The sequence below is a fragment of the Halorientalis sp. IM1011 genome (genome assembly GCF_001989615.1).
Taxonomy (GTDB): Archaea; Halobacteriota; Halobacteria; order Halobacteriales; family Haloarculaceae; genus Halorientalis.
Window position 1 is genome coordinate 511586 of sequence record NZ_CP019067.1, and the last position, 20759, is coordinate 532344.

The 20759-nt window shown below is 61.3% G+C and carries 24 protein-coding genes and 1 tRNA gene; 15 read left to right on the forward strand and 10 right to left on the reverse strand.

Annotated features, from left to right (window positions below; all coding sequences use genetic code 11):
- Positions 1-83: 83 nt before the first annotated feature.
- Entirely contained in the window at positions 84-446 is a 363-nt protein-coding gene (locus tag BV210_RS02555) for a hypothetical protein (protein WP_077205127.1), read from the reverse strand.
- Positions 447-533: 87 nt separating this feature from the next.
- On the opposite strand from BV210_RS02555, the gene BV210_RS02560 reads away from it, so the two are divergent.
- The 4 genes from BV210_RS02560 to BV210_RS19650 all read left to right on the forward strand — a co-directional run bounded on the left by BV210_RS02560 (position 534) and on the right by BV210_RS19650 (position 3808).
- Positions 534-1646 carry a DNA cytosine methyltransferase gene (locus tag BV210_RS02560; protein WP_077205128.1) on the forward strand — a complete coding sequence of 371 codons (1113 nt, stop codon included), beginning with the start codon at positions 534-536 and terminating at the stop codon, positions 1644-1646.
- A 95-nt stretch (positions 1647-1741) separates the two neighbouring features.
- Positions 1742-2368 carry a hypothetical protein gene (locus BV210_RS02565; protein WP_077205129.1) on the forward strand — a complete coding sequence of 209 codons (627 nt, stop codon included), beginning with the start codon at positions 1742-1744 and terminating at the stop codon, positions 2366-2368.
- A gap of 140 nt (positions 2369-2508) precedes the next feature.
- A complete protein-coding gene (locus tag BV210_RS02570; protein WP_077205130.1) occupies positions 2509-3600 on the forward strand; it encodes a DNA cytosine methyltransferase in 1092 nt (363 codons plus the stop codon).
- 46 nt (positions 3601-3646) lie between these two features.
- On the forward strand, positions 3647-3808 hold the full coding sequence (locus BV210_RS19650) for a hypothetical protein (protein WP_157525770.1): 162 nt from the start codon (positions 3647-3649) through the stop codon (positions 3806-3808).
- Positions 3809-3824: 16 nt separating this feature from the next.
- Here BV210_RS19650 and BV210_RS02575 read toward each other — a convergent pair whose 3' ends face one another.
- The 7 genes from BV210_RS02575 to BV210_RS02605 all read right to left on the reverse strand — a co-directional run bounded on the left by BV210_RS02575 (position 3825) and on the right by BV210_RS02605 (position 11057).
- Positions 3825-4541: a DUF6339 family protein gene (locus BV210_RS02575; RefSeq protein WP_077205131.1), complete on the reverse strand. Its 717-nt coding sequence runs from the start codon at positions 4539-4541 to the stop codon at positions 3825-3827.
- Positions 4538-5500 carry a hypothetical protein gene (locus BV210_RS02580; RefSeq protein WP_157525772.1) on the reverse strand — a complete coding sequence of 321 codons (963 nt, stop codon included), beginning with the start codon at positions 5498-5500 and terminating at the stop codon, positions 4538-4540. The genes BV210_RS02575 and BV210_RS02580 overlap by 4 nt, the downstream gene beginning before the upstream one ends.
- A 41-nt stretch (positions 5501-5541) precedes the next feature.
- Positions 5542-7542, reverse strand: coding sequence for a hypothetical protein (locus BV210_RS02585; protein WP_077205133.1), 2001 nt, complete (start codon positions 7540-7542; stop codon positions 5542-5544).
- 486 nt (positions 7543-8028) lie between these two features.
- On the reverse strand, positions 8029-9954 hold the full coding sequence (locus tag BV210_RS02590; protein ID WP_077205134.1) for a hypothetical protein: 1926 nt from the start codon (positions 9952-9954) through the stop codon (positions 8029-8031).
- Positions 9954-10355 (reverse strand): hypothetical protein, encoded by a 402-nt coding sequence (locus BV210_RS02595; RefSeq protein ID WP_077205135.1) that lies wholly within the window; start codon positions 10353-10355, stop codon positions 9954-9956. Before BV210_RS02595 ends, BV210_RS02590 begins: the two co-directional genes overlap by 1 nt.
- Positions 10355-10702, reverse strand: a complete 348-nt coding sequence (locus BV210_RS02600; protein WP_157525774.1) for a hypothetical protein — start codon at positions 10700-10702, stop codon at positions 10355-10357. Before BV210_RS02600 ends, BV210_RS02595 begins: the two co-directional genes overlap by 1 nt.
- A gap of 283 nt (positions 10703-10985) precedes the next feature.
- A tRNA-Ala gene (locus tag BV210_RS02605) sits at positions 10986-11057 on the reverse strand.
- A 240-nt stretch (positions 11058-11297) separates the two neighbouring features.
- Between BV210_RS02605 and BV210_RS02610 the strand changes: the two genes are divergently transcribed.
- The 5 genes from BV210_RS02610 to BV210_RS02630 are packed head-to-tail and all read left to right on the forward strand — an operon-like array spanning position 11298 to position 14676.
- Positions 11298-11957 (forward strand): hypothetical protein, encoded by a 660-nt coding sequence (locus BV210_RS02610; protein ID WP_084802545.1) that lies wholly within the window; start codon positions 11298-11300, stop codon positions 11955-11957.
- The gene (locus BV210_RS02615) at positions 11951-12532 is read left to right on the forward strand and encodes a hypothetical protein (RefSeq protein ID WP_077205137.1); all 582 of its coding nucleotides are present in this window, start codon (positions 11951-11953) and stop codon (positions 12530-12532) included. Before BV210_RS02610 ends, BV210_RS02615 begins: the two co-directional genes overlap by 7 nt.
- Positions 12520-13461 (forward strand): hypothetical protein, encoded by a 942-nt coding sequence (locus tag BV210_RS02620; protein ID WP_077205138.1) that lies wholly within the window; start codon positions 12520-12522, stop codon positions 13459-13461. The genes BV210_RS02615 and BV210_RS02620 overlap by 13 nt, the downstream gene beginning before the upstream one ends.
- Entirely contained in the window at positions 13454-13927 is a 474-nt protein-coding gene (locus BV210_RS02625; protein ID WP_077205139.1) for a hypothetical protein, read from the forward strand. The genes BV210_RS02620 and BV210_RS02625 overlap by 8 nt, the downstream gene beginning before the upstream one ends.
- A complete protein-coding gene (locus tag BV210_RS02630) occupies positions 13924-14676 on the forward strand; it encodes a hypothetical protein (RefSeq protein WP_077205140.1) in 753 nt (250 codons plus the stop codon). Before BV210_RS02625 ends, BV210_RS02630 begins: the two co-directional genes overlap by 4 nt.
- Here BV210_RS02630 and BV210_RS02635 read toward each other — a convergent pair.
- The gene (locus BV210_RS02635) at positions 14673-16247 is read right to left on the reverse strand and encodes a hypothetical protein (protein WP_077205141.1); all 1575 of its coding nucleotides are present in this window, start codon (positions 16245-16247) and stop codon (positions 14673-14675) included. The two genes, BV210_RS02630 and BV210_RS02635, sit on opposite strands and share 4 nt — an antisense overlap.
- Positions 16248-16518: 271 nt before the next feature.
- Here BV210_RS02635 and BV210_RS02640 point away from each other — a divergent pair, with 271 nt between their 5' ends.
- The 4 genes from BV210_RS02640 to BV210_RS02655 are packed head-to-tail and all read left to right on the forward strand — an operon-like array spanning position 16519 to position 18994.
- Positions 16519-16980 (forward strand): 30S ribosomal protein S15, encoded by a 462-nt coding sequence (locus BV210_RS02640; protein ID WP_077205142.1) that lies wholly within the window; start codon positions 16519-16521, stop codon positions 16978-16980.
- Positions 16981-18129 (forward strand): hypothetical protein, encoded by a 1149-nt coding sequence (locus BV210_RS02645; protein ID WP_077205143.1) that lies wholly within the window; start codon positions 16981-16983, stop codon positions 18127-18129.
- Positions 18126-18347, forward strand: coding sequence for a KEOPS complex subunit Pcc1 (locus tag BV210_RS02650; protein WP_077205144.1), 222 nt, complete (start codon positions 18126-18128; stop codon positions 18345-18347). The genes BV210_RS02645 and BV210_RS02650 overlap by 4 nt, the downstream gene beginning before the upstream one ends.
- Positions 18344-18994 carry a 30S ribosomal protein S3ae gene (locus tag BV210_RS02655; protein ID WP_077205145.1) on the forward strand — a complete coding sequence of 217 codons (651 nt, stop codon included), beginning with the start codon at positions 18344-18346 and terminating at the stop codon, positions 18992-18994. Before BV210_RS02650 ends, BV210_RS02655 begins: the two co-directional genes overlap by 4 nt.
- Positions 18995-19054: 60 nt before the next feature.
- Here the strand turns inward: BV210_RS02655 and BV210_RS02660 are convergent, their stop codons facing one another.
- Positions 19055-19546, reverse strand: a complete 492-nt coding sequence (locus BV210_RS02660) for a plastocyanin/azurin family copper-binding protein (RefSeq protein ID WP_077205146.1) — start codon at positions 19544-19546, stop codon at positions 19055-19057.
- A 105-nt stretch (positions 19547-19651) separates the two neighbouring features.
- On the opposite strand from BV210_RS02660, the gene BV210_RS02665 reads away from it, so the two are divergent.
- Both BV210_RS02665 and BV210_RS02670 read left to right on the forward strand, forming a co-directional pair.
- On the forward strand, positions 19652-19921 hold the full coding sequence (locus BV210_RS02665) for a hypothetical protein (protein ID WP_077205147.1): 270 nt from the start codon (positions 19652-19654) through the stop codon (positions 19919-19921).
- A gap of 47 nt (positions 19922-19968) precedes the next feature.
- The gene (locus BV210_RS02670; protein ID WP_077205148.1) at positions 19969-20733 is read left to right on the forward strand and encodes a protein sorting system archaetidylserine synthase; all 765 of its coding nucleotides are present in this window, start codon (positions 19969-19971) and stop codon (positions 20731-20733) included.
- Positions 20734-20759: the final 26 nt, after the last annotated feature.

A 20759-nucleotide genomic window follows, 5' to 3' on the forward strand; every position in this document is an offset into this window, starting at 1 on the left:
ACATTCTGATCACTTGGGTCTCCAACTAGTCAAGTACAGCATAGATATGGTCGTTGAGGCAGCCGCTGTGATGAGTTATCCGATCATCTGTTCTGGTGTTTATTCTGGACTTTATCCATCTTACACTGGACACAGAGGTCATCGGCGAAACAGGCGACGTTGTCGTATGGACAATCGTAATCGTCGGCTTCAACCGACAGTTGACGTTTCGCGTGTTTCCACTCAGTCTCCCAATCGTCGATATCCATATCTAGGGAGTCAAACACGACGTCTCCATCCTTGTCGATTATCTTGACCGCGGTTGTAGAGTAGCGATTGTCTTTGACGAGTTCGATAGCCTCTCTGTAGGAGGAACACTGGATATTTTCTCTCCCTGCATCGTCGTCTAAGAGACGGACTGTGAGCAATCCATCGTATCTCTCTGTGGGCTCTGGATCATCCGACATACAGATCTTGTCGTCACTGTATCACAAAAACCCCAATGCTGGCATAGATACACCAGCACTTATGTTGGACTACTAGGAATTGAGACTATGAAAATTACCGCGGTGGACCTCTTCTGCGGCGCTGGAGGACTCAGCTACGGTCTAAAGCAGGCCGGTATCTCTGTGAACGTCGGGGTTGACAAGGACCCTCACTGTAACCACGCTTACGAACAGAACATCGGTGCCGAGTACAAGCAAACAGACGTACGTCCCCTCTCACAGGACCCCGAACGCGTGGCGAGGATGTTTCCGTGGGACTCCGATTTAGACGTTCTAGCTGCGTGTGCACCCTGTCAGCCGTATTCGACGATGGGACACTCCAAAGACAAGACGCACGAAGACCACCAGAAGTGGGGGCTACTCAAAGACGTCAAGAAGATCGTCGAGTACGTTGAGCCGGACGTCGTCGTCACCGAGAACGTTCTCCAGGTACGGAAGGACGACGTCTACGACGAACTCGTTCAGACTCTCGAAGAACTCGGGTACCACGTAAACACCGACGAAGATAAGAAGGTCTACTGTCCGGAGTACGGGATTCCACAGAATCGGAAACGGTGGGTGATGATGGCCTCGAAAGAAGGACCGATCTCTCTGCCCGACCCCCTCTACGAAGATGAGTCCGAGTATCCGACTGTCCGGGAAACGATCGGGCACCTACCCTCACTCCAAGCTGGAGAAGTTCATCCAGACCACGACCTCCATAGGGCACGAACTCTCTCTGAGACGAACCTCGAACGTATCCGACATATGGAGCCTGGTGGAGATTGGCGACTCTGGGAAGAGGAAGGCCTAGACCACCTGTTAGCAGACTGCCACAGGAAGTCCAGCGGTCGATCGTACAAAGCTCCGTATAGCCGAATGGAACCGGATAAAGTCGCTCCGACGATCACGACCCAGTTCTACAACTACGGAAGTGGTCGGTTTGGCCACTACGACACCGATCAAGATAGAGCGCTGTCCCTCTTGGAGGGTGCGCTACTACAGACCTTCCCAGAACACTACGACTTCTACGACGATTGGGACGAAGTCGGAGTGAAGAACTTGGGACGGTTGATCGGGAACGCGGTTCCGCCGCTACTCGGCGAACACATCGGCAGAGGAATTCTCTCGCATGTCGGTGCCGAAGTACCCGCTGTGAATGCCGGGACGGCCGACGACTAAGCCAATCGATTCAGCTGTCCTCGAATTCAGGTCTAGGAATTGGAGATCCGCCGTGTAATGGGCTTTCAATACGGTAGCGGTAATACCCGGAAACGATGGGGAGCCTGAAACAGGAGCAGTTCCGCTCCGAGTTGATGGAGTGGGCCGAAGAGAACTTGCGTGACTTCGCGTGGCGCGACGAGCAACTGTCGCTTTACGAGGTGTTCGTCGCCGAGTTCTTCCTCACCCAGACACCAGCAGGGAATGTCGCCGAAGTATATCCTGATTTTCTGGAGCGATTCCCTGATCTCCGTGCGATCGATGGAGCGACCGAAGAGGAGTTGATAGACGTGATCGAACCGCTCGGTTTCTACAACATGCGAGCAGAGGCGCTGAAGAGTATTGCCGCCGAGAAGCGCGAACTTCCAGAGACAGTAGAAGAGCTTACTCAACTCCCTCGTGTGGGGCACTACGTAGCCAACGCGACACTCTGTTTCTCACGGGGTGAGCCGTTACCTATTCTCGATAGGAACGTCAAGAGGGTGTACGGTCGAGTCTTCGATACCGACTGGCCGGACACCCGATCAGAACAGATCACGTTCGCTGAAGAGCTTCTCCCTGAGGCCGATCCGCGTACTTACAACTTAGCACTACTCGACTTTGGGGCAGCGGTTTGTCGATCAGATCCGGCTTGTGACCAGTGCTTTGCGAACGGTTACTGTGAGTACTACGAGAGCCTCTGATTCCTACTTGAATACAACCGTTCGACAGGATCACCTCCGGCTGAGAATAGGACTATCTGTAACTGTGGACGCGATGAAGCGGTGACAGTGTCCGTTGGTAAAATGTTTAGTCGGGAGAGGTCATACCCTTATACGACCGAATGCATATCTCTGCTATCGATCTGTTCTGTGGTGCCGGTGGGCTCACCAACGGACTGGAGCGTGCCGGTATCTCTGTGGAGGCAGGTATCGACATCGACCCAGACTGTGAATTTCCTTACGAACAGAACAACGAGGCAGAGTTCGTTCTCGAGGATGTGGGCGAACTTGCACGAAAAGAACCGGAGAAGGTAGCAGATTACTTCGACCCAGAAGCCGACGCCACTCTACTGGCAGGATGTGCTCCGTGTCAGCCGTTCTCTCCACTGACCCACGGCTCGGACAGCTCCGAGCACTCCAAGTACGGAATGCTACGAGCGTTTCTGGAGATCGTCGGGGAGACCGAACCCGACATCGTCGCCATGGAGAACGTCTTCGAAGTCCGCCACGCCGACGTCTACGACGAATTCATAGATGGCCTAGATGATCTCGGCTACAACTTGAATCCGGAGAACGACAGGCGAGTTTACTGCCCGGAACACGATATACCTCAGACCAGGCGTAGATGGGTCGTTCTGGCGTCGAGAAATGGTCGGATAGATCTCGGTGAGCCGTTGAGACCCGAACCTGAAGAGTATCCGACCGTGAAAAACCGCATAGACCACTTAGAACCTCTAGAAGCAGGCGAGACGTCCGAAAACGATCCTCTACACACTGCACGTGCTCTATCAGAGAAGAATTTAGAGCGGATCCGACACTCAGAACCCGGTGGAAGCTGGCGCGATTGGCCAGAAAGACTCCAGCTCGATTGTCACAAAAAGGCGAGTGGTCAGACTTACGAAGCAGTGTACGGTCGGATGGTCGCCGACGAACCAGCACCGACTATCACGACTCAGTTCTACAACCTCGGAAGCGGACGGTTCGGCCACTACGACACCGATCAAGATCGTGCACTGTCACTTCGTGAGGGTGCGATGATACAAACCTTCCCCGAGGACTACCGCTTCGCCGACGACCTTGAAGCAGTCGGGATCACCAAAGTCGGTCGTCTGATCGGGAATGCAGTACCACCAAAACTGGGAGAAGTCGTCGGCGATCGGGTCGAAGAGTTCCTCAGGGGGATGGATAGACAAGCTACTATCACGGACTACTAGTCTGGTTTGGGGTATTATTATATGAATCCAATATAAGATGACATATATGCCAGAGAAGACCTCGAACAAGGTTAAAAAAGCCGCTGATAAGATCCTACGCAAAGTTACGAACGAGGAGTACGACGAAGAGAGCAATCGCTACCGAGACAGGGACGACAAAAAATACACGCGTGGGCCCCATCACGACGAAGAAGAGGACGAGAAGTAGACTGTTTGTAGAATCGCTAACTCGTACTTTCGACGTGGTTTCGTATCTTCTTCAGTTGATCCCGGATCTGTTCTTTCGATCGTGACTCGAGTTGTGTCGTCGAGAGTGAGTTGTTGAACCGCTTTGCGATACTCGTAATGTTCTTGCCACTCTCTTTCCAGAGTTCTTCGGCGAATGCGATCGCTGCCGGCCGATATCGTCTGAACGAACTGTCGAGTACGTAGTTCACCAACCGCTGCTTGTTGAACAGTCGATGCGTAGCGAAGTAGTGGTCTTCGTTCTTATCGTACGTAAGGTGTGCTCCCCACCAGAGACGCGCTAGGTGGTTGGAGTAGAGATCTTTCTGGGTTCCGAGGAACTTCTCCTGTAGGTCGTCGTCTTGACTCCACCGAGACGTGATGAAGTCTGGGTAATGGAGGAGTGTCAGATAGTGCCACATTCCGGGTACTGCGGCCACACGAGGTGGTACGTCGATACACTGATGCACGATAGGGGCGAGGTTAGAGTCCATCGCGGTTCGCTGTCGTCGTCGCCCCAAGTCGAAGATCGCCATCGACGTTTCGATCGCCTCGTCCAGCCGATCGTAGTCAATCGTAGCCTCTTCCACTTCGAGAGTCCGGAGGTGACTCTCGAGTTCGTCGGCAGGCGGTTCTGATCCCTCTTCCTCCGGAAATCTATCGTGGGACTTCACGAGGTCTTGGCCCGAATCGGCGAGTACGTGGATCGTAGTCATGGTGAGTGTTCCTGAATGAAGTAGTCGAGGTGTTCAGCGTACTCCTGATAGAGTTGAACAGCTTCACAGAGATCGGTGATCAGTTCACGTAGTTTCGATGGGTCCGAGATCTTCTCGCCGAGTTCCGAGACGACCGTCTCGTAATCGACGTCCTCACCGAATAGGTGTGTACCGAGCATAGATTCGGAGATCTCTTCGATCACCCCTTCTTGCCAGTCAAACTCGGGCTCACCCGCTTCCGCGATCGTCGTCCCGGTGAGTATCACGAGTTGGATCCAAAGAGAGACACCGAAGTCGGCCTTCAGTAAGCGCTTCATGTTCGGCCGGAACCCGTACGTGTTACCGCTTTGGAGGACGTCGACGACGTTTTCGTTCCGGTCGTTTATCATCATCTTGGGGTTCGGAGTCTTACTGAACGAGTGGACCAGTTCTTCGGGAGGCATTCCTTCTTGTGAGAAATCCCTGTACACGAACGGAAACCCGTCTGAGTTCTTCGTCGGATGATCCACGACTACCGTCCAGCTCTCGCCACCAGCCACACGCATCCCGTCGTTCGGTGCGTACGGGAGTCCTTCCCGACACGGCTCTGTCCTGACCAACCGAGGTGTCAATACTACGTCACCACGGAGAAGCGACCGGTCCAACGTGAGTTCCACGTCGTAGCTCTCCTCGGAGATTGGTGGATTTGCGACGTTCTTCTCGAAACGCAGCTGTGTCTCTTCGGCATCCACGATCACGATCAACTCTGCCGGAAATGGTGGTCCCTCGTCGTCGGGGAAGACGCGTTCGACAGAATCACCTACCGTCACATTCCCTTCGATAGTCACTTTTGACCAATCACCGTAGTCGTACAGTGGGATAGTCCTGTCATCGTAATCTGGACTCCCGACGTCACCCCCGTCGAAAGAGAAGCCGGTGATCCCGAACTGGAGGCAACCGTCTGCATAGAGGTACGGCATCGACTCGTCGCGTGACTTCGAACTTCGAGTGTTCGCAGGCATCAGGAATCACCTTCCGTCTCGATTTCGGCTGACACGTCCAACCTCGCCTCGGTAATAGCCCCGACTTCGAACGCTTCCCGGACATCTCCGATACCGTCTACGACTTCTTCGGAGCTACCTTCGAACTCGATCTCGTCGATCGACTCGTCAACCTTGAGTGTGACAGACGAACCGTTGTACTTCATCTCCACACCTGGCGAGAGGGGTTTCACAGACTGTACTGGTATGGAGTCCGACGATGATTCGTCGACGTCCAACCGATCGATCGTAATCGTGACGCTCCAAGGCCCGTGTTCCTCGTCGATCGGCCCACCCTTACCATAGAACGACCAGTTCTCGTCGTCGAACCATGTCTCGGGTTCCACGTTCCAGTCCATCACTGGACCACCGCCTTTGCTTTCGTCGTCGTTCGTCCTCCCCCCCATTATCGGTGCTACGTCGTCCATGTCCGGGACTTCGTCACCTGACTCGATATCCTCTTGAACGACCTCTGCCAAGGCCCGCTCTAATCTCTCTCCCTCGAGAGCGGCGATTTCCTTCACTATAGTACCGCGGTAGTGTTTCTTCAGGTAGTCGTTCTTGCTACCTTGCCAGTCGTCGTGCTGGGTCGGCTCCGATCGCTTGAGGAACTTCTCGACCGCACGCTGCTCTGGTGTTGGAGTGTCACCGTTGGGAGATTGGGCCTCGCCACAGACGAGAACACCAACGAAGTCGTCACCCCTGTCCGCGACACTGCTCTTGTCCACGTAATCCACGATCATCTGTGCACCCCGAAGCCTCGCAACCCGGTTCTTACTCAGGTCGGTGTCGTCGCTCTCGTCGAACTCTTCTGTATCGGTCGGATTCAGTTGTCGAATCAGCAGATCGACGGTCGTCTTGTACTCTGGGTCTGGAGTGTCTATGACGCCCTCACTCTCTTCGGGGACAGTGATGTCGACGCTCGTCTTCGCCACAGAACCTGGCCCCTCTAATTCGTCGGAGTCCACGTCGAACAACTGTGAGTAACACTCGACGAACGGCCGTACACCTGGAGCATCGTCCCAATCCGCGACTTCTTCAGCCCCGTCCGGCGTACGGATCCGAATTTCCAGGTCACCTCGCGAAATAGCCGGCCAGAAGTGTTTTACAGCCGCATGACGGAACTTCTCGGACAGATCCTCGGGGTCGGGGTGCATGTCTTCGCCAGGGATCCGGAACCCTACGACCCCGATACTCGTACCAGTCTCCTCGTTCGGCCGTTCTACCTGTAGAGTCTCGGCTAGCTCCGAGACCGTATCCTCACGCCCCCAGAGGGACGGCGGACGACCCAATCGGTCTATCTCTGAGTCGTCGTCGTATCCGAACCAGCCGTGGTTCGTGTACGTCCGATCTGCATCCTCGTGTTCGTGTGCAGGAAGGATACTACGACCGATCAGCCGTGGCGGTTCCCTCTCGGCACTGGGTGTATCGCGCGGTGTCGAGTTGAACAAGACCGTCGAGATACTCGAGAATGCCCACAACACGGTCTTACCGACTCCATGGCTTCCTCCGGAGCTCGAGTCCAACTTCTCGGATCCTCCGAAGTCCTTCACGAGTGCACCGTAAGGTTGAGAACTGTCGTCTTCTTTCCCAACCAGCCCTGTCGTGTTCTCGTCGTGGACGGTGAGCACGAGTAGCTCTTCTCCGTCGAAACTATCGATAAAACGTTTAAGTCCCGGATCTCTCGCCTGTTCGTTGTCGATAGCGCGTTCGACATGCCACTCTAGGTTTGCTGGTGGATCTGTCTGACCTGTCCACTCTAGGGCTTCGAGATAATCTTTTAGGTCGTCTCCAGTGAGTCGATTGAACTCGAACGTTACCTTTACTGGATCATCGTTCGGTAGGCCTTGGTCGTTGGCGTTTTGGAGAACTTCCCGGACAAACGTCTCCAGTTCACTATCCAGAGCTTTCTCCGTAGGAATGGAGTGATAATCGGTCAGCCCCGAGGCCTGATCCGGGAATGTCCACTTTACATTAGTCATTTTTTGACCGAGTGGGTGAGAGTATCGACGGCCGGCGTATGGGACATATACACCACAGATGGGCAACACATTATTTAACATTGGCTATCCAAAAGGATCCAGAACAGTCGGGTCATCTGAACAGATCACGAAGGCCTTCTAACTTGAACTGGAGTTTGCTAACTTGAATTACAATACCTCAACCGATAATTGGTTATTTAAAAGTCTTGTTTCGGCAGTCAGTTTAGTCACGAAGGCAAGGTCCGCAACCCGTTTCATCTACCTTAACTGGAATTCGGTTAACCACGGAGTTTTTTCTGAGTTGTGCCCCTTTGGCACACGGCCTAAGCCCCCCCTGCCCAACTGGCGGAACGACGACCGCCGAGGACCGCCTATTGAGCGCGACACTGCGATGCAACTACCAACAGGAAATAACCAGCAAAAATAATTCGACCGGTGTGAGTGCCGAAACCGGGGGTCGTCGGTAGTGTTGCCACTCAGCCGTCGTCAGCCGAGCGAGAGGACGTTCGCACCAAGTACCGAGATCGAGTTCCCCTGAATGGCGAACGCCCGACCTCGGAACTCCCCGTCGTCCCGATCCTGGTAGCGAACCGTCGCTTTCAGCATCTTGTCTGCGGCGACCGACCCGGTCTGCCGCGCAGCACTGTAGCCGGCGCGGAGAATCTTCTGAATCTCGTACTTCGAGTAGACGCCGGCCTGGAAGTCAACATCTAGGGCTTCGCGACCTTCGGAGATCGAAGCACCGTACCGACGGGCCCAGCTGGCGAGCGGGCTGTCGCCAGCGATGACCTTCTCGGAATCCTGAACGTGCTCGATGCCGCGGTCGACCCAGTCCGCGGCGTCCTCAAGGTAGCCGAACAACTCCTCGAACTTCTCGCGAATGACGTCGTCGGCGAACTCAAAGACGCCCTGCGCGCGTTCGATGACGTCAGAGAAGCGGTCGGCCGCCCGGTACACCGTCGACGAGGACGTGTCGCTCGCGTCAGCGAGCTCGTCGTAGTGCATCTGTCCGCCATCCGCGAGCGCCTGGAGGACCGACCGCTCCCCGGGACTGGCGTCCTCGTTCACCATGTGGTGGATCGCGACGCCTTCCTCGACCTCTTGGAGATCGTGGAGCGGATCCGGGTACACCGTCACGTCCCGGTCCGTGTCCTCTGGCTCCCAGTACTCGTCGGGAACCACCCACTCGGCATCGGCCTTAGGGACGAGATCGGCCCAATCCAGCTGGCACAGGAGGTACTCGTCGAGTTCGGACTCCAAGTCGTCGGCATCGGCCCAGGGAATCGACTTCTCCTCGCTGTACTCAGTGGAGTACTGGACCTCGAACTTCGGATGGGTCGTCGGCTCGTCCGGATCCGCGGTGGCCTCTGGATTCTTCATGTGGTAGACCTTCGAGACCTTCCCGACGCTCTGCTCCGGTAGCAACTTCGAGAGTGACGTCTCGTTGAGCGTCACGGCATTGCGGTGGCCCATGATCTCCTCGTTGTCCCACTTGTACTCGCCGCGACCGGGTCGCTGACTCGTGAAAGACGCGAGTCGTTCAAGCAACCCGGTCTGGTTCACCAACCGGCGCTCGGAGATCGACCGCAGCACGCGCACGTACTGCGCGTAGTTGTAGACGCGGCTCCAGTCGTGCAGACGAGATTCCCGGAAGTAGTGGGTGCTAATCCCCATCGCGTCGGCCAGCCCTTGCAGCACGTCCAGAATCGCCTCTCGTTCGACGTTCGCGGAGTCGACCTGGACACGGAGGCCTTCGGGAAGGTCCGCAGGCATGGACTCGATACGCTCGCCGGAATCGACATTGGTAGCCTCGGGGAGTGACGGCCGGAACTGGAAGTTCACGCGCTTCCGACCAACAGGATCGTCGGCGACCACGCCGATGTTGTACTCGTAGTAGGCGTCACCGGCGTCTTCTTCGCGCGTTGCAATCTGTCCCTCCCAGTACTTGACCTTCTCCTCGTCGTGATTGAGGTGCCACGTCTCGTCGGCAGCCTCGAATGACCCCAGCCCGTCGTAGCACTCGTCGAACTGCGAGACGATTGCGAAGTACGGTTCCATCCCGTCGGACTGACCGTCGAACAGGAGCTTCGCCCCGACCTCGTGTACCTGGGGCTCGATCAGAGCCTCGTCGTCGGGTTCGAACGCCCAGAGACGCTCCCACTTGCTCCGGTCCGGGCAGGTGTGCTTTCGGTGTTCGACTCGGTCGTCGAACGCCGTCTCACACCACCGACAGCAGGACGATCCGACAGCTTCCGGCTGATGGGTAGTCTGGGCTGTCGGCCGCTCGACCTCATACTCCTCGGCGAAGAGTGACTCAGCACGTGCTTCTTCCTGCCGGTCATCCCGCCGGACGTCGTCCATCGTGGGAGTATCCCGGTCCTCTCCGGCGTGGATCCGCTCGTCGCCCTCCATCAGACCTGCCCCCCGGATTCGACAGCTTCCGAATCACCCCCGGCAATCCGTTCTTTCCAGCACTTGCGCAGGTGTTCCTTCTCGATAGGGTGAAGGTGCCCGTTCGGACCGACGTGACTGGCCGGCACGCGACTTCGCGGCCACTCGGCGATCTTCGAGACCAGCGCACTCGGGAACACCTTGTCGTCCGAGGTGACGTGGGCGCCTGTCGTCGCGCAATAGACGGTCTCCTCGGTGGGGTGCGCGTAGCGAACGTACAGTAGTTTGCTCTCCTCGCAGTGCGCGACGCTGACGGCCAAGAGGCGTGGATGGCCGGAGCCGCGGTCGACGCCGTGATCGATCCAGCTCTCCGGGACCGGCTCGTACGTGCGCCCGTCGACCTCGAAGGATCGGTCGGACATCAGGCGTCACCCTCCGAGCCGCTCTCCCGCAGGTCGAGATCCTCGACGCTGGTTACGTCCTCGCGCTGCAACTGGACCAGCAAAGGACTCGGACCCGGGTCGACTTCGTCCGAAAACTGAGGAGAGACATCGTACTGCGGGAGCTTGTGGACACGAGTCGCGTACTGACCCCCGCGCGCGACCCACTCGAAGTCTGATGGGTCATCATTGTCGAAGCAGACGCCGCAGGGATCGAGTGCGCCCGTGCGCGGACCGTCGGGACGCACTGCGACTGGAGATTCGGGGACGGTGTTACAGGCGACGTCGTCTATCTCCGGTCGATCGCGGCGTGATTCGGGGCGAGTCATCGCTGACAGCCCCCGTCGTCGCGAGCGACGCAGCGCTGGTCCCACCGCTCGATCGTGAGCCCGCAATAGCGACAGATAGCAGGCGGTGACGAAGGCGATTCCTCAGTTGCCACAGACACCACCTCCCTCTTCGAATCGGCAGACGCCGGGTGGGGTCCTTCCGAGACGGCACGAATCGATTCCCGCGGGGGAGGTCTTCGAGACTCGGATTTCCTCGAAATCCTGCCGTTGAATATGGTCTACGGACTGTTCAGTTACCCCGGAGAAGCGCGAGAAATCGGAGTGGACTCGCGGGGATTTGAACCCCGGGCCTTCCCCGTGCCAGGGGGATGATCTACCGCTGATCTACGAGCCCTCGCATTCATCGGTATCCGTCGAGTTTTCTTAAACCCATCGAAGGAGTTGCCCCACGGGGGAGGACAACTCACAACGCGTTGGGTCGGCCAAAGCACCTAAATACGAATTCTGACGGCCACAATCCCTATATTGTCGGTGCTATCATTAGGGGTAGTTGGAACTAGCAGTCGGCAACGGGCCGGGAGAAATGCGGGAGCCGAGCAGTGATGGTTCGGCGTCGTTCAGACGAGGGATTCGCATGGAGAACGGAAGAACGTCCGACCGGGCACGGGCGGCCGGCGACGGACCGGCAGGACCGTCCCGACCACCGGTCGAGGAAGAGACTGCATCGACCGACGAGCGGTCTGTGGGATCTATCCGTGCACAAACGACCATCGACTTCACTGTCGGCGTCGTGTTGTTCGTCTTCGTTCTGATCGCCATCTTCACTTTCGTGTCGGGAACTGTCCAGCCGTTCACCACGGGCGACCAGGAGGACATCGTGGCGGTCGACAGGGCTGCGGACGGGCTCACGATGGACACACTCGGCGATCCGAACACGCCGTACACGCTGAACACGACGTGTACGGTGGCGTTCTTCGAGGGTGGCAGTCCACCGGGCGGCTGCCAGTTCACCGACCGGCCACTCGAAGCCCAGCTCGGGATCGACCGGAGTTCGTTCGTCAACGTGACGATTCGCGGGAACGTGAGCGGGTCAGGGTCACCCGACGAGTTGCTCTGCTGGGACGAGACGGCAGGAGAACTCGTCGAGCAGAGCGGGACCGATTGTAGCGCGGGTGACGTGGTCCCGCTCGCTGCCGGTAACGACGCCGAGTCGGGTGCCCAGTCGTCGGTGACGGCGCGGCGGGCGGTGTCGGTCAACGGGACCAGCGTCTCGCTGGTGGTGAAGCTATGGTGAGCGAGCGCGGACAGGTCCACACGCTAGAGGCCATCGTCGCGGGACTGTTGTTGACGTCGAGTATCGTCTTCGCGCTCCAGATGACGGCGGTGACGCCGCTGTCCGCGAGTACGTCGAGCCAGCACATCGAGAACCAGCAACAAGCCAGCGCGTCGGGTGTGCTGGCGACGGCGGCCCGGAACGACTCGCTACGGCGGACGGTGCTGTACTGGAACAGTTCGAGCAGTCGGTTCCACGGGGCCTCGGTCAACGGATTCTACACGCGGCGGCTCCCGACGGACCTCGGACGGACGCTCCAGCGGACGTTCGGCGACAGAGGGATCGCCTACAACGTCTACGTGACCTACTACAAGTCCGGGCGGCTCCAGGAGAAACCCATCCTGTATCGTGGCGAGCCGACCGACAACGCCGTCGCCGCGAGCAGGACGGTCGTCATCTCGAACGACACTCGACTGCTGAACGAAGACGGAAGTCACGGCCCGCTGATCAACAACTCGAACTTCTACGCCGACAAGAACGGCGAGGGGCCAGTGTTCGACGTGGTCCGCGTGGAGGTGGTAGTGTGGCGAATCTGAGAGACGACGACCGGGCGCAGGTGCTCCTTGTCGCTGGGTTCGTCCTCGCGGCGTCGTTCGTCGCTCTGACGCTGGTGTTGAACTCGGTCATCTACACGGAGAACCTCGCCACCCGGGGCGACGACGCCGGGGGTGAGAACGCGATCAGCTACCGCAACGACGTAACCGAGGGACTGGAGCGGGTCCTCGAGTCGGTCAACCGGAACGGCTCGACGAAGGCGAAGATCCACGACGACCTCTCGGACGCGGTCGTCTCGACCAGCCGACGGGCCGCCCAGTTCGAGGTGTTGCAAGGGACCAGTGCCAACACGTCGCTGGCCGCCGTCACCTGGGGAACCCGCATCGGACAGAACCAGACGACGGGGAACTTCTCGAACTCGACGGAGCCGAGTACCGCAGACGTGGCTAGCGACTGGACACTGGCGACGGGCGTGCAGGGGACCCGGTCGGCGACGATCGACGTGACGGATTCGTCGATGCTGGATCAGTCGGGTGACGATCCTCTCACGCTCCGCGTGTCCGATGGCTCCGACGACTGGACGCTGACGCTGTACAACGACGGCACCGCGGACGACACCTGGATCGAAATCACGAACGCATCGGGATCGGGGACCTGTTCGGCCGACGGAAACCCGACGATCGGACTGACTGCCGGCACGTTCAACGGCACCGACTGTCCCGCGCTGAAGTTCGGTGAGGGCGTCTCCGCGCCGTACGACATCGAGGTCCGGAACGGCGACGCGTTCCAGGGTACCTACTCGATGGTCGTCCGGGACGCCAGCATCGATACCACGAACTACGGCACTGCGCCGGACGTACCGTTCGCGCTGCCGGCGGTCTACGCGGCGACCGTCCACGTCGAATACCGGTCGGCATCGCTCTCGTACGCGACGGACGCAGAGGTGCGCCCGGGTGAGAGCGATGACTGAGGAATCGAAACGGAGGGTGAGACAGGACGACCGCGGCGTTTCGACGACGCTGAACTACGTCCTCGGGCTCTCCATCGCACTCATCCTGATCACGGGATTGCTGGTGGCCGGCGGCACCTTCGTCGAGAGCCAGCGCGACCAGAGCATCCGGACGGAACTGGAGGTGCTGGGCGAACAGGTGAGTGCCGACGTGATGATGGCCGATCGCCTGGCGCGGACGACGACGGACAACGAGACGGTTCGGGTCGGGCGGGACCTCCCACCCCGGGTCGCGGGGACCACCTACGATGTCCGGATCGAGGGCGGCTCCGACCCGCGGGTCGTGGTCCGGACGACGAATCCGGATATCACCGTCGAGGTGCCCGTCGAGACAACCACGTCGATCGAGTCGTCGTCGGCGTCCGGCGGCTCCATCGCGGTCAACTACACCGCGAGCGACGAACTCACACTGGAGGGCGACGCATGACACGAAATCGTGCTGTGAGCGACGTGCTCGGGTTCGTGATCGTGTTCTCGCTGGTCGCGGCGACGGTCGGCATCGTCTCGGTCACCGGGATCGGAATCCTGCAGGACGCCCGCGACGCCGAGCAGGTGAACAACGCAGAACGGGCCTTCGACGTGCTCGCGGACAACATGGCCGACATCCACCAGGAGGGCGCGCCGAGTCGCTCGACGGAGATCAAACTCTCGAACGCGCGACTGGAGGTGCGCGACGAGGTGGAGATCAACGTCACGGGGGTCGATCCGGGCGGGACGAACCCGAACGTGTCCTACTCGGCGGCACCGATCATGTACGAGGGGCGCAGCGACACGACCGTCGTCTACGAGGGCGGAGCCGTCTTCCGTGACGCGCCACAGGGTGGCGTCGTCGTCGAGGACCCGCCCTTCCGCTTCGAGGACGACGGGGTGATCATCCCGATCATCCAGACCCAGCACGTCGGGAACGCGACGAGCGTCAGCGGCGGGACCGTACGCGTCCGCGCCGAGCAGGCGGTCCGGGAACCCCTCCCGGAGTTCGTCCAGCGACAGACCGACTACGAGGACCTGATCGTCAACATCACGTCGCCGCGGTATCGCCTCTGGCAGCGCTACCTCGAAACCGACGCCGATGCGGCGTGTACGGTGACCCGTCCCGAGACCGTCCAGTGTGAGATCGACGAGCCGGGACGGCTGTCGGTCACGCGGTCGCTGATCAACTTCGAGTTCGAGACCTAGTCGAAGTCGACCTCGATCTCGTTTTCGGTGACGTGGAGATACGTGATGTACTCCGCACCCTCGGCGGTCTCGTAGGTGAGCGTCCCCGAGGAGGCGTCCTGTACGATGGCGCGACTGTTACCCGGCCCCATCTGTGAGGTCATGTCGATGTCCGGCCCCATCAGCGCGGTGTAGTGGTTGACGATCTCGTCGAGCGTGCGGTCCGTGTCGTCGATGGTCGGTGAGTAGGTGGATGCTGGATCTTCCCAGCTGATACTGTCGTGCTGGTGGAGCGTGGCGTCCCCGTGCTCGTAGGTTTTCTTGATGTGTTCGCCGAAGCGCCACTTGTTTCCGTTCTTACTGGAACTGACCCCTGGGGCACTCTGATCGTAATCCATCCCGCCGAAATCCGAGAGCAAGTCGATGGACAATTTCGGGCCCTCGCTGGCACAGGTCCACTCGATCTTGCTGTCGGGATGGTTATCGGGATCGATCCGCGTCTCCCAGAACTCGTACTTTCCGGACCCGTCACCGGAGTAGTAGTAGAGACTGACGTATACTGGCGAGTCCAGTTGATCCTCGTCTGGACAGTCGTTGTGGTAGTTGCTCCCCGTCGGGACGACGTGTAACTCGTACTCCTGGTTGTTCTTCTCGTCGTACAGCGAGAAGTGGTCGTTGTTCCCCTTCGTGTAGACGATGTCGAACTCGAACTCTTTGAGCGGGTGCCCGTCGGCGATACCGCCGGCGGGGACGCTCTCACCCTCTTCGGGGATGGTGAAGGACCCGGGCGGGCCGCCGATGGACAGCAGGTTCAGGCGGACGGTCCGATTTTCGTCCCAGACGGTTACTTCACCGGTCGTGCGCTCGCGGAAGTACTTGGCCCAGGCCTCGTAGTAGTCGCTCCGGACCGTGACGTTGACCGTCCCGTTGCGAATCGGGTTCGTGTAGTCGCGCTCGGTATCGTTGTAGGGTGCGCCGACCTCGGGACTCCCGTCGTCGGGTGCGGTCGTGTTCGGGAATATCAGCTTCGCCTGTTTCTGCGGCCGGATCGACACGTCGACACTCCCTTTGGCGTTGCCGCCGCCGAGCGTCCGGATGACGGGGAGCGTCAGCGTCGCCCCGCGGTAATGGAACTCCGGCGGGGAGACCATGCGCGCCTCGCCGTTCGAATCGCGCTGCCAGACGCCGCCGCCCTGATAGGCCATCGTCCGGTCCCCGTTCTCGTAGATCAACGCCCCCATCGACTTGTTGTAGATGACCTCCCGCTCGGCGTCGTCGTCCTCCGTGTAGTTGTCGTGTGTAAGCCGCATCCAGCCGTTCTCGTCTTCGACTCTGAACGAGCCACTGTCCTGCCCGAACGAGATGCTCTGCCCACCGGAGTCACCGAGCGCGACCATCGCCGCCCGGGAGTCAAAGAGCGTCATCGAGTGTTCCGCGCGCTGGAGTTCGGACTGGGACTGTGTGCTCGACAGTCCGCCAGCGCCGATGAGAACGATGATCGCCATCCCTGCCATCACGATCGCGAACACGAGCACGTACCCGACCGGTCCCGACTGTGCGCGCGTCCCCGACCGCGCCGTCCCTGCAGCCATATTGCCACAGGTTGCATACCGAGTAGCAAAAGCGCTCTGGCCGTCGTATCGAGATCTGATAACTGGACGCGAGTAGAAACCGTAAAGTGGGAGAGCGGGAAGGTTGGGGTGGGAACAGCACGACCGCAAATCCGACGCGCCGCTACGATCACTTTCGCGGCTTGGGATTGCGGTAGTGTTTCGGCAGTCCGCCGGCCCGCGCTGTCGGCCTTCGGGGCCAGCAGCGCCTGCCGGCACGCCGGACAGCGGTCGTCGCGGTTCCAATTCAACTATGGCACGAATGCACACACGCCGCCGCGGCTCGTCCGACTCGGACAAGCCCGTGGCAGACGAACCGCCGGAGTGGAGCGACGTCGACGCCGACGCCGTCGAAGAGCGCGTCGTCGAACTGGCAGAACAGGGGCACAGTCCCAGCGAGATCGGGCTGAAGCTCCGCGACGAGGGCGTTCAGGGGACGCCGGTTCCCGACGTGAGCCTCGTCACGGACAAGAAGGTCACGGAGATCCTCGAGGAGAACGACGCCGAACCCGAGTTCCCCGAGGACCTACGCAACCTGATGAAGCGGGCCGTCCGCCTGCGCGATCACATGGACGAGAACCCCAACGACCACCAGAACAAGCGCGCGCTCCAGAACACGCAGTCGAAGATCCGCCGCCTGGTCGATTACTACCGCGGCGACGAACTCGACGCCGACTTCACGTACTCCTACGACACCGCCAAGGAACTCCTGTAGATGTCCACAGCCGACCGTCCAGCCGAGTCCGCCTCCGTGGCCAGCGACGTCGCCGCGGTCTGTCGCGACGCCGAGTTCGTTCGGCTCGTCGCCAGCGCCGACGGCGACGCACTCGCGGCTACCGGTGTCCTCGCCCGCGCGCTCGCGGCGACCGACCGGCCCTTCCAGGCCAGCGTCGTCGCCCCGACCGCGACCGCCGAGCGCGCCACCGAAGCCGACGCGACGGTGACGCTCGGCCGGGCCGACGCGGCCGCGGACGCGGCGATTCCAGCGGGGTCCGACCCCGTGAGCGAGGTGGCCTTCCGGGCCGCCGAGGAACTCGGGAGTGCCGACGCCGTCCTCGCGCTGGCCGGTTCGACCGTGGCCGACGCCACGCCGAACGGCCGACTGCGCGAGGCGGCTGGCGTCTCCCGCCGACCGGGCGTCGCGACGCCGACGACGGACCTCACCGAGGGATTGGCCTACGGCACGCGCCTGCACGCGCCGTTCTCGGGCGACCCCGAGAGCGTGCGGGCGGCGCTGGCCGACTGTAACCTCATGCTCGCGGCCGAGGACGCGACGGCGTTGGACGAGGACGACCGGCGACGGCTCGCCTCGATGGTCGCGCTTCGCACCGTCGGAGCCGACGACGCGAACCGGCGCGCTGCCGAGTGCGTCGAGGACGCGCTGCGACCCCACGCGGGCGGTCCCTTCGGGACCGTCGAGGGGTACGGCGACGTGCTCGACGCGGTCGCCCGGGACGCACCCGGCACCGGCGTCGCGCTGGCGCTCGGTCACGACGCACGCGAGGCGGCCCTCGACGCGTGGCGGACTCACGGCCAGCGGGCTCACCACGCTCTCGCGAACGCGACGACAGGTCGGTACGACGGTCTGTTCGTGGCCCGAGGGGAGTCACAGGGTGACGCCGAAACGCCAGTCGGGACGGCCGCGCGCCTGCTCAGGGACTTCCGGTCGCCGGAGCCGGTCGTGCTGTTCGTCACCGATGGACAGGCGGCCGCCGCGGCGGTCGAGGACCGACAGCTCGGCGCGACGATGGACGCCGCCGTCGACCAGGTCGGCGGCCGTGCGGCCGGCAGCGGTCGGCACGCACGGGCGTCCGTCGAGACCGACACCGCCTCGTTCATCGAGGCCTTCAGGGAGGCACTATGAGAGCCGTCATCGAGACGACCCACGGCGATCACGAGCGGGCCGCGATGGTCGCGGCCGCACTCGCGCCGGACAACACCGACGAGATGTCGACGACGGTCGACGGCGAGACGGTCAGGACGGAGATCGAACGGGAGTCGACCGGCGGGTTGCACGCGACGGTCGACGATTACGTGGTCAACTGTACAGTCGCGGACGAACTAACCCAGACACAATCATGAGCGAACGATCAGTTTCACGGCAGAAGCAGGGCAAGCAGTGGTACACCGTGTTCTCGCCCGAGCAGTTCGAGCGCGAGGAACTCGGTGACACGCCCGCAGCGGAATCGGAACAGGTCCTCGGACGGACCATCGAAACCACGCTGGGCGATCTGAAATCGGACGCCAGCGAGAACAACAAGAAGCTCACCTTCCAGGTCGACGAGGTGGCCGGCGACTCCGCCTACACCGAGTTCGACACCTTCGAGCTGACCCGGGACTACAAGCGCAGCCTCGTCCGCCGGGGCTCCTCGAAGATCGAGGCCTTCGTCACGGTCCTGACGACGGACGACTACCGGCTGCAGATCCAGCCCGTCGCCTACACGACGAAGTCCGCGGACCACAGCCAGGAGAAGGCCATCCGCCGGACGATGATCGACCTCGTCGAGGAGGCCGCGAGCGACCGCACCTTCACCGACCTCGTCGACAGCGTCGTCGAAGGTCGGCTCTCCTCGGCCATCTACAACGACGCGAAGCTCATCTACCCGGTGCGCCGCGTCGAGATCCAGAAGACGACCCTCGAGGCCCGGCCCGAGGAAGTCGCCGCCGAGGAAGAGACCAGCGTCGACGTCGACGAAGACGACACCGACGTGGCCGGCGACGAGGAGTAATCCGACTCGATTTTCGATTTTTTCGCGCTCCGATAGCCACGCTGCTGTACCGCGTCCGCGTTACTCGGTTCCGATTGCAGTTCCGTCAGTGTCCGTCCCGGGGTCCTTCGGGGTGCGGGTCGCGTTCTCGGTGACCTCGATGGTGCCGACCATCCCGGCCCCCTCGTGGGGGACACAGAAGTACTCGTAGGTGCCGGGGACGGTGAAGGTGTGTTCGTAGGTCGCGCCGCCCTCGATCGCGCCGCCGCGGTTCTGGAGCCAGGCGTCACTGGCGGCCTCGGTGCTGTCGAAGTCCCCCGAGGCGAAGAAGTCGGCCGAGTCGGGGATCTGATCGTCGTAGGCGGTGACGGTGTGGGCGGTCCCGCTGGTGTTGCGCCACACCACGGTCGTCCCGGGGGCGACGGCGAACTCCGCCGGTCGGAACGCGGAGGTGGACATGCCGATGTCGTACTCGTTCTCGCTCGTACCTGTGCCGCCGGAGCTCGAACAGCCGGCGACCGAGACCGCGACGGCCGTACCGCCGACCGAGGCGAGGAAATCCCGTCTGCGCATACCCGGGTCTCGGTACCGCAGTGTGATATGTCGCGCGGTTCGAATCGCCGGGGAGGCGCCGGTCCGAGTGATCGGACTTTTCTACCCGGCGCCCGGATCCCGAGTATGGACGAGAGACAGTTCGGGGCCGGCCTGCTCGCCGTCGGGCTCGCGACGATCGCCGCCGCCGCGGTCGAGTTCGGGGCCAAGATCCCGCGACTGACCGGCGTCGGCGTTGGTGCGGGCGCGGTCGTGGCGCTGCTCGGGCTGGCGAGCGTCCTCGGGTACGGGTTCGACCCCGACGGGAAGAACCGACTCGCGGGCGTGCTGGTGGTCTTCGGGTCGGTCGCGGCGTTCGGGTTGCTCGTGACCGGGCTGATGCACGCGATCGAGTAGCGGTCGGTACCGAACGGACTAAGGCGGCGGTCCTCCGACCGGGTGGTATGCAGCCGCGGTTCGTCGGCCGGCTGGGACTCGCCGATATAGTGACGGTGGCAAACGCAGGCCTCGGCTTCGCGGCCGCGGTCGCCGCCGTCGCCGACCCAGCGCTGGGCGCTCGCCTCATCCTGCTGGCCGCGGTGGCCGACGGACTCGACGGCGTCCTCGCCCGGAAACTCGGGAGCACGCCGGTCGGCGAATTCATCGACTCGCTGGCCGACGTGGCCTCCTTCTGCGTCGCGCCCGCGATCTTCGTCTTCAGCGTCGCCAGCGCCGAGTGGGGCCTGACCCTCTCGGCCGGCGATCCGCCCGCGTTACTGGCCACTGCGCTGGTCCTCCCCGCGCTGTTCGTCGGGTCGGGGGTGGTTCGACTGGGGATGTACACCGCCTACGACATCGGGAGCGACGAGACCGAGGGCGTCCAGACGACGCTGGCGGCGACGATTCTCGCCGTCGTCTACCTCGCGGGCGTCCCCGGCGCTCGCGGCGCCACCGCGTTGCTCGCGATGACGGCCGTGTTCACGTACCTCATGGTCACGACGATTACCTACCCGGAACTGCGCGCGTCCCACGCGCTGGGGATGGGCGCGGTGCAGGCCGGAGCCATCGTCGCGCCGACCGCGTTCGGGCGGCTCTTTCCGCGGGCGTTGCTCGTGGGGGCCGTCCTCTACCTGATCGGGCCGTGGTTCTACCGGCGGTATCTCGTCGACGCGCCGGAGGACGGGGCCGACGAGGGGCCCGAGCCCGCCCCTGGCGCGGATACCGAATAGAAACGCCTTTTGTGGGGACAGACGAG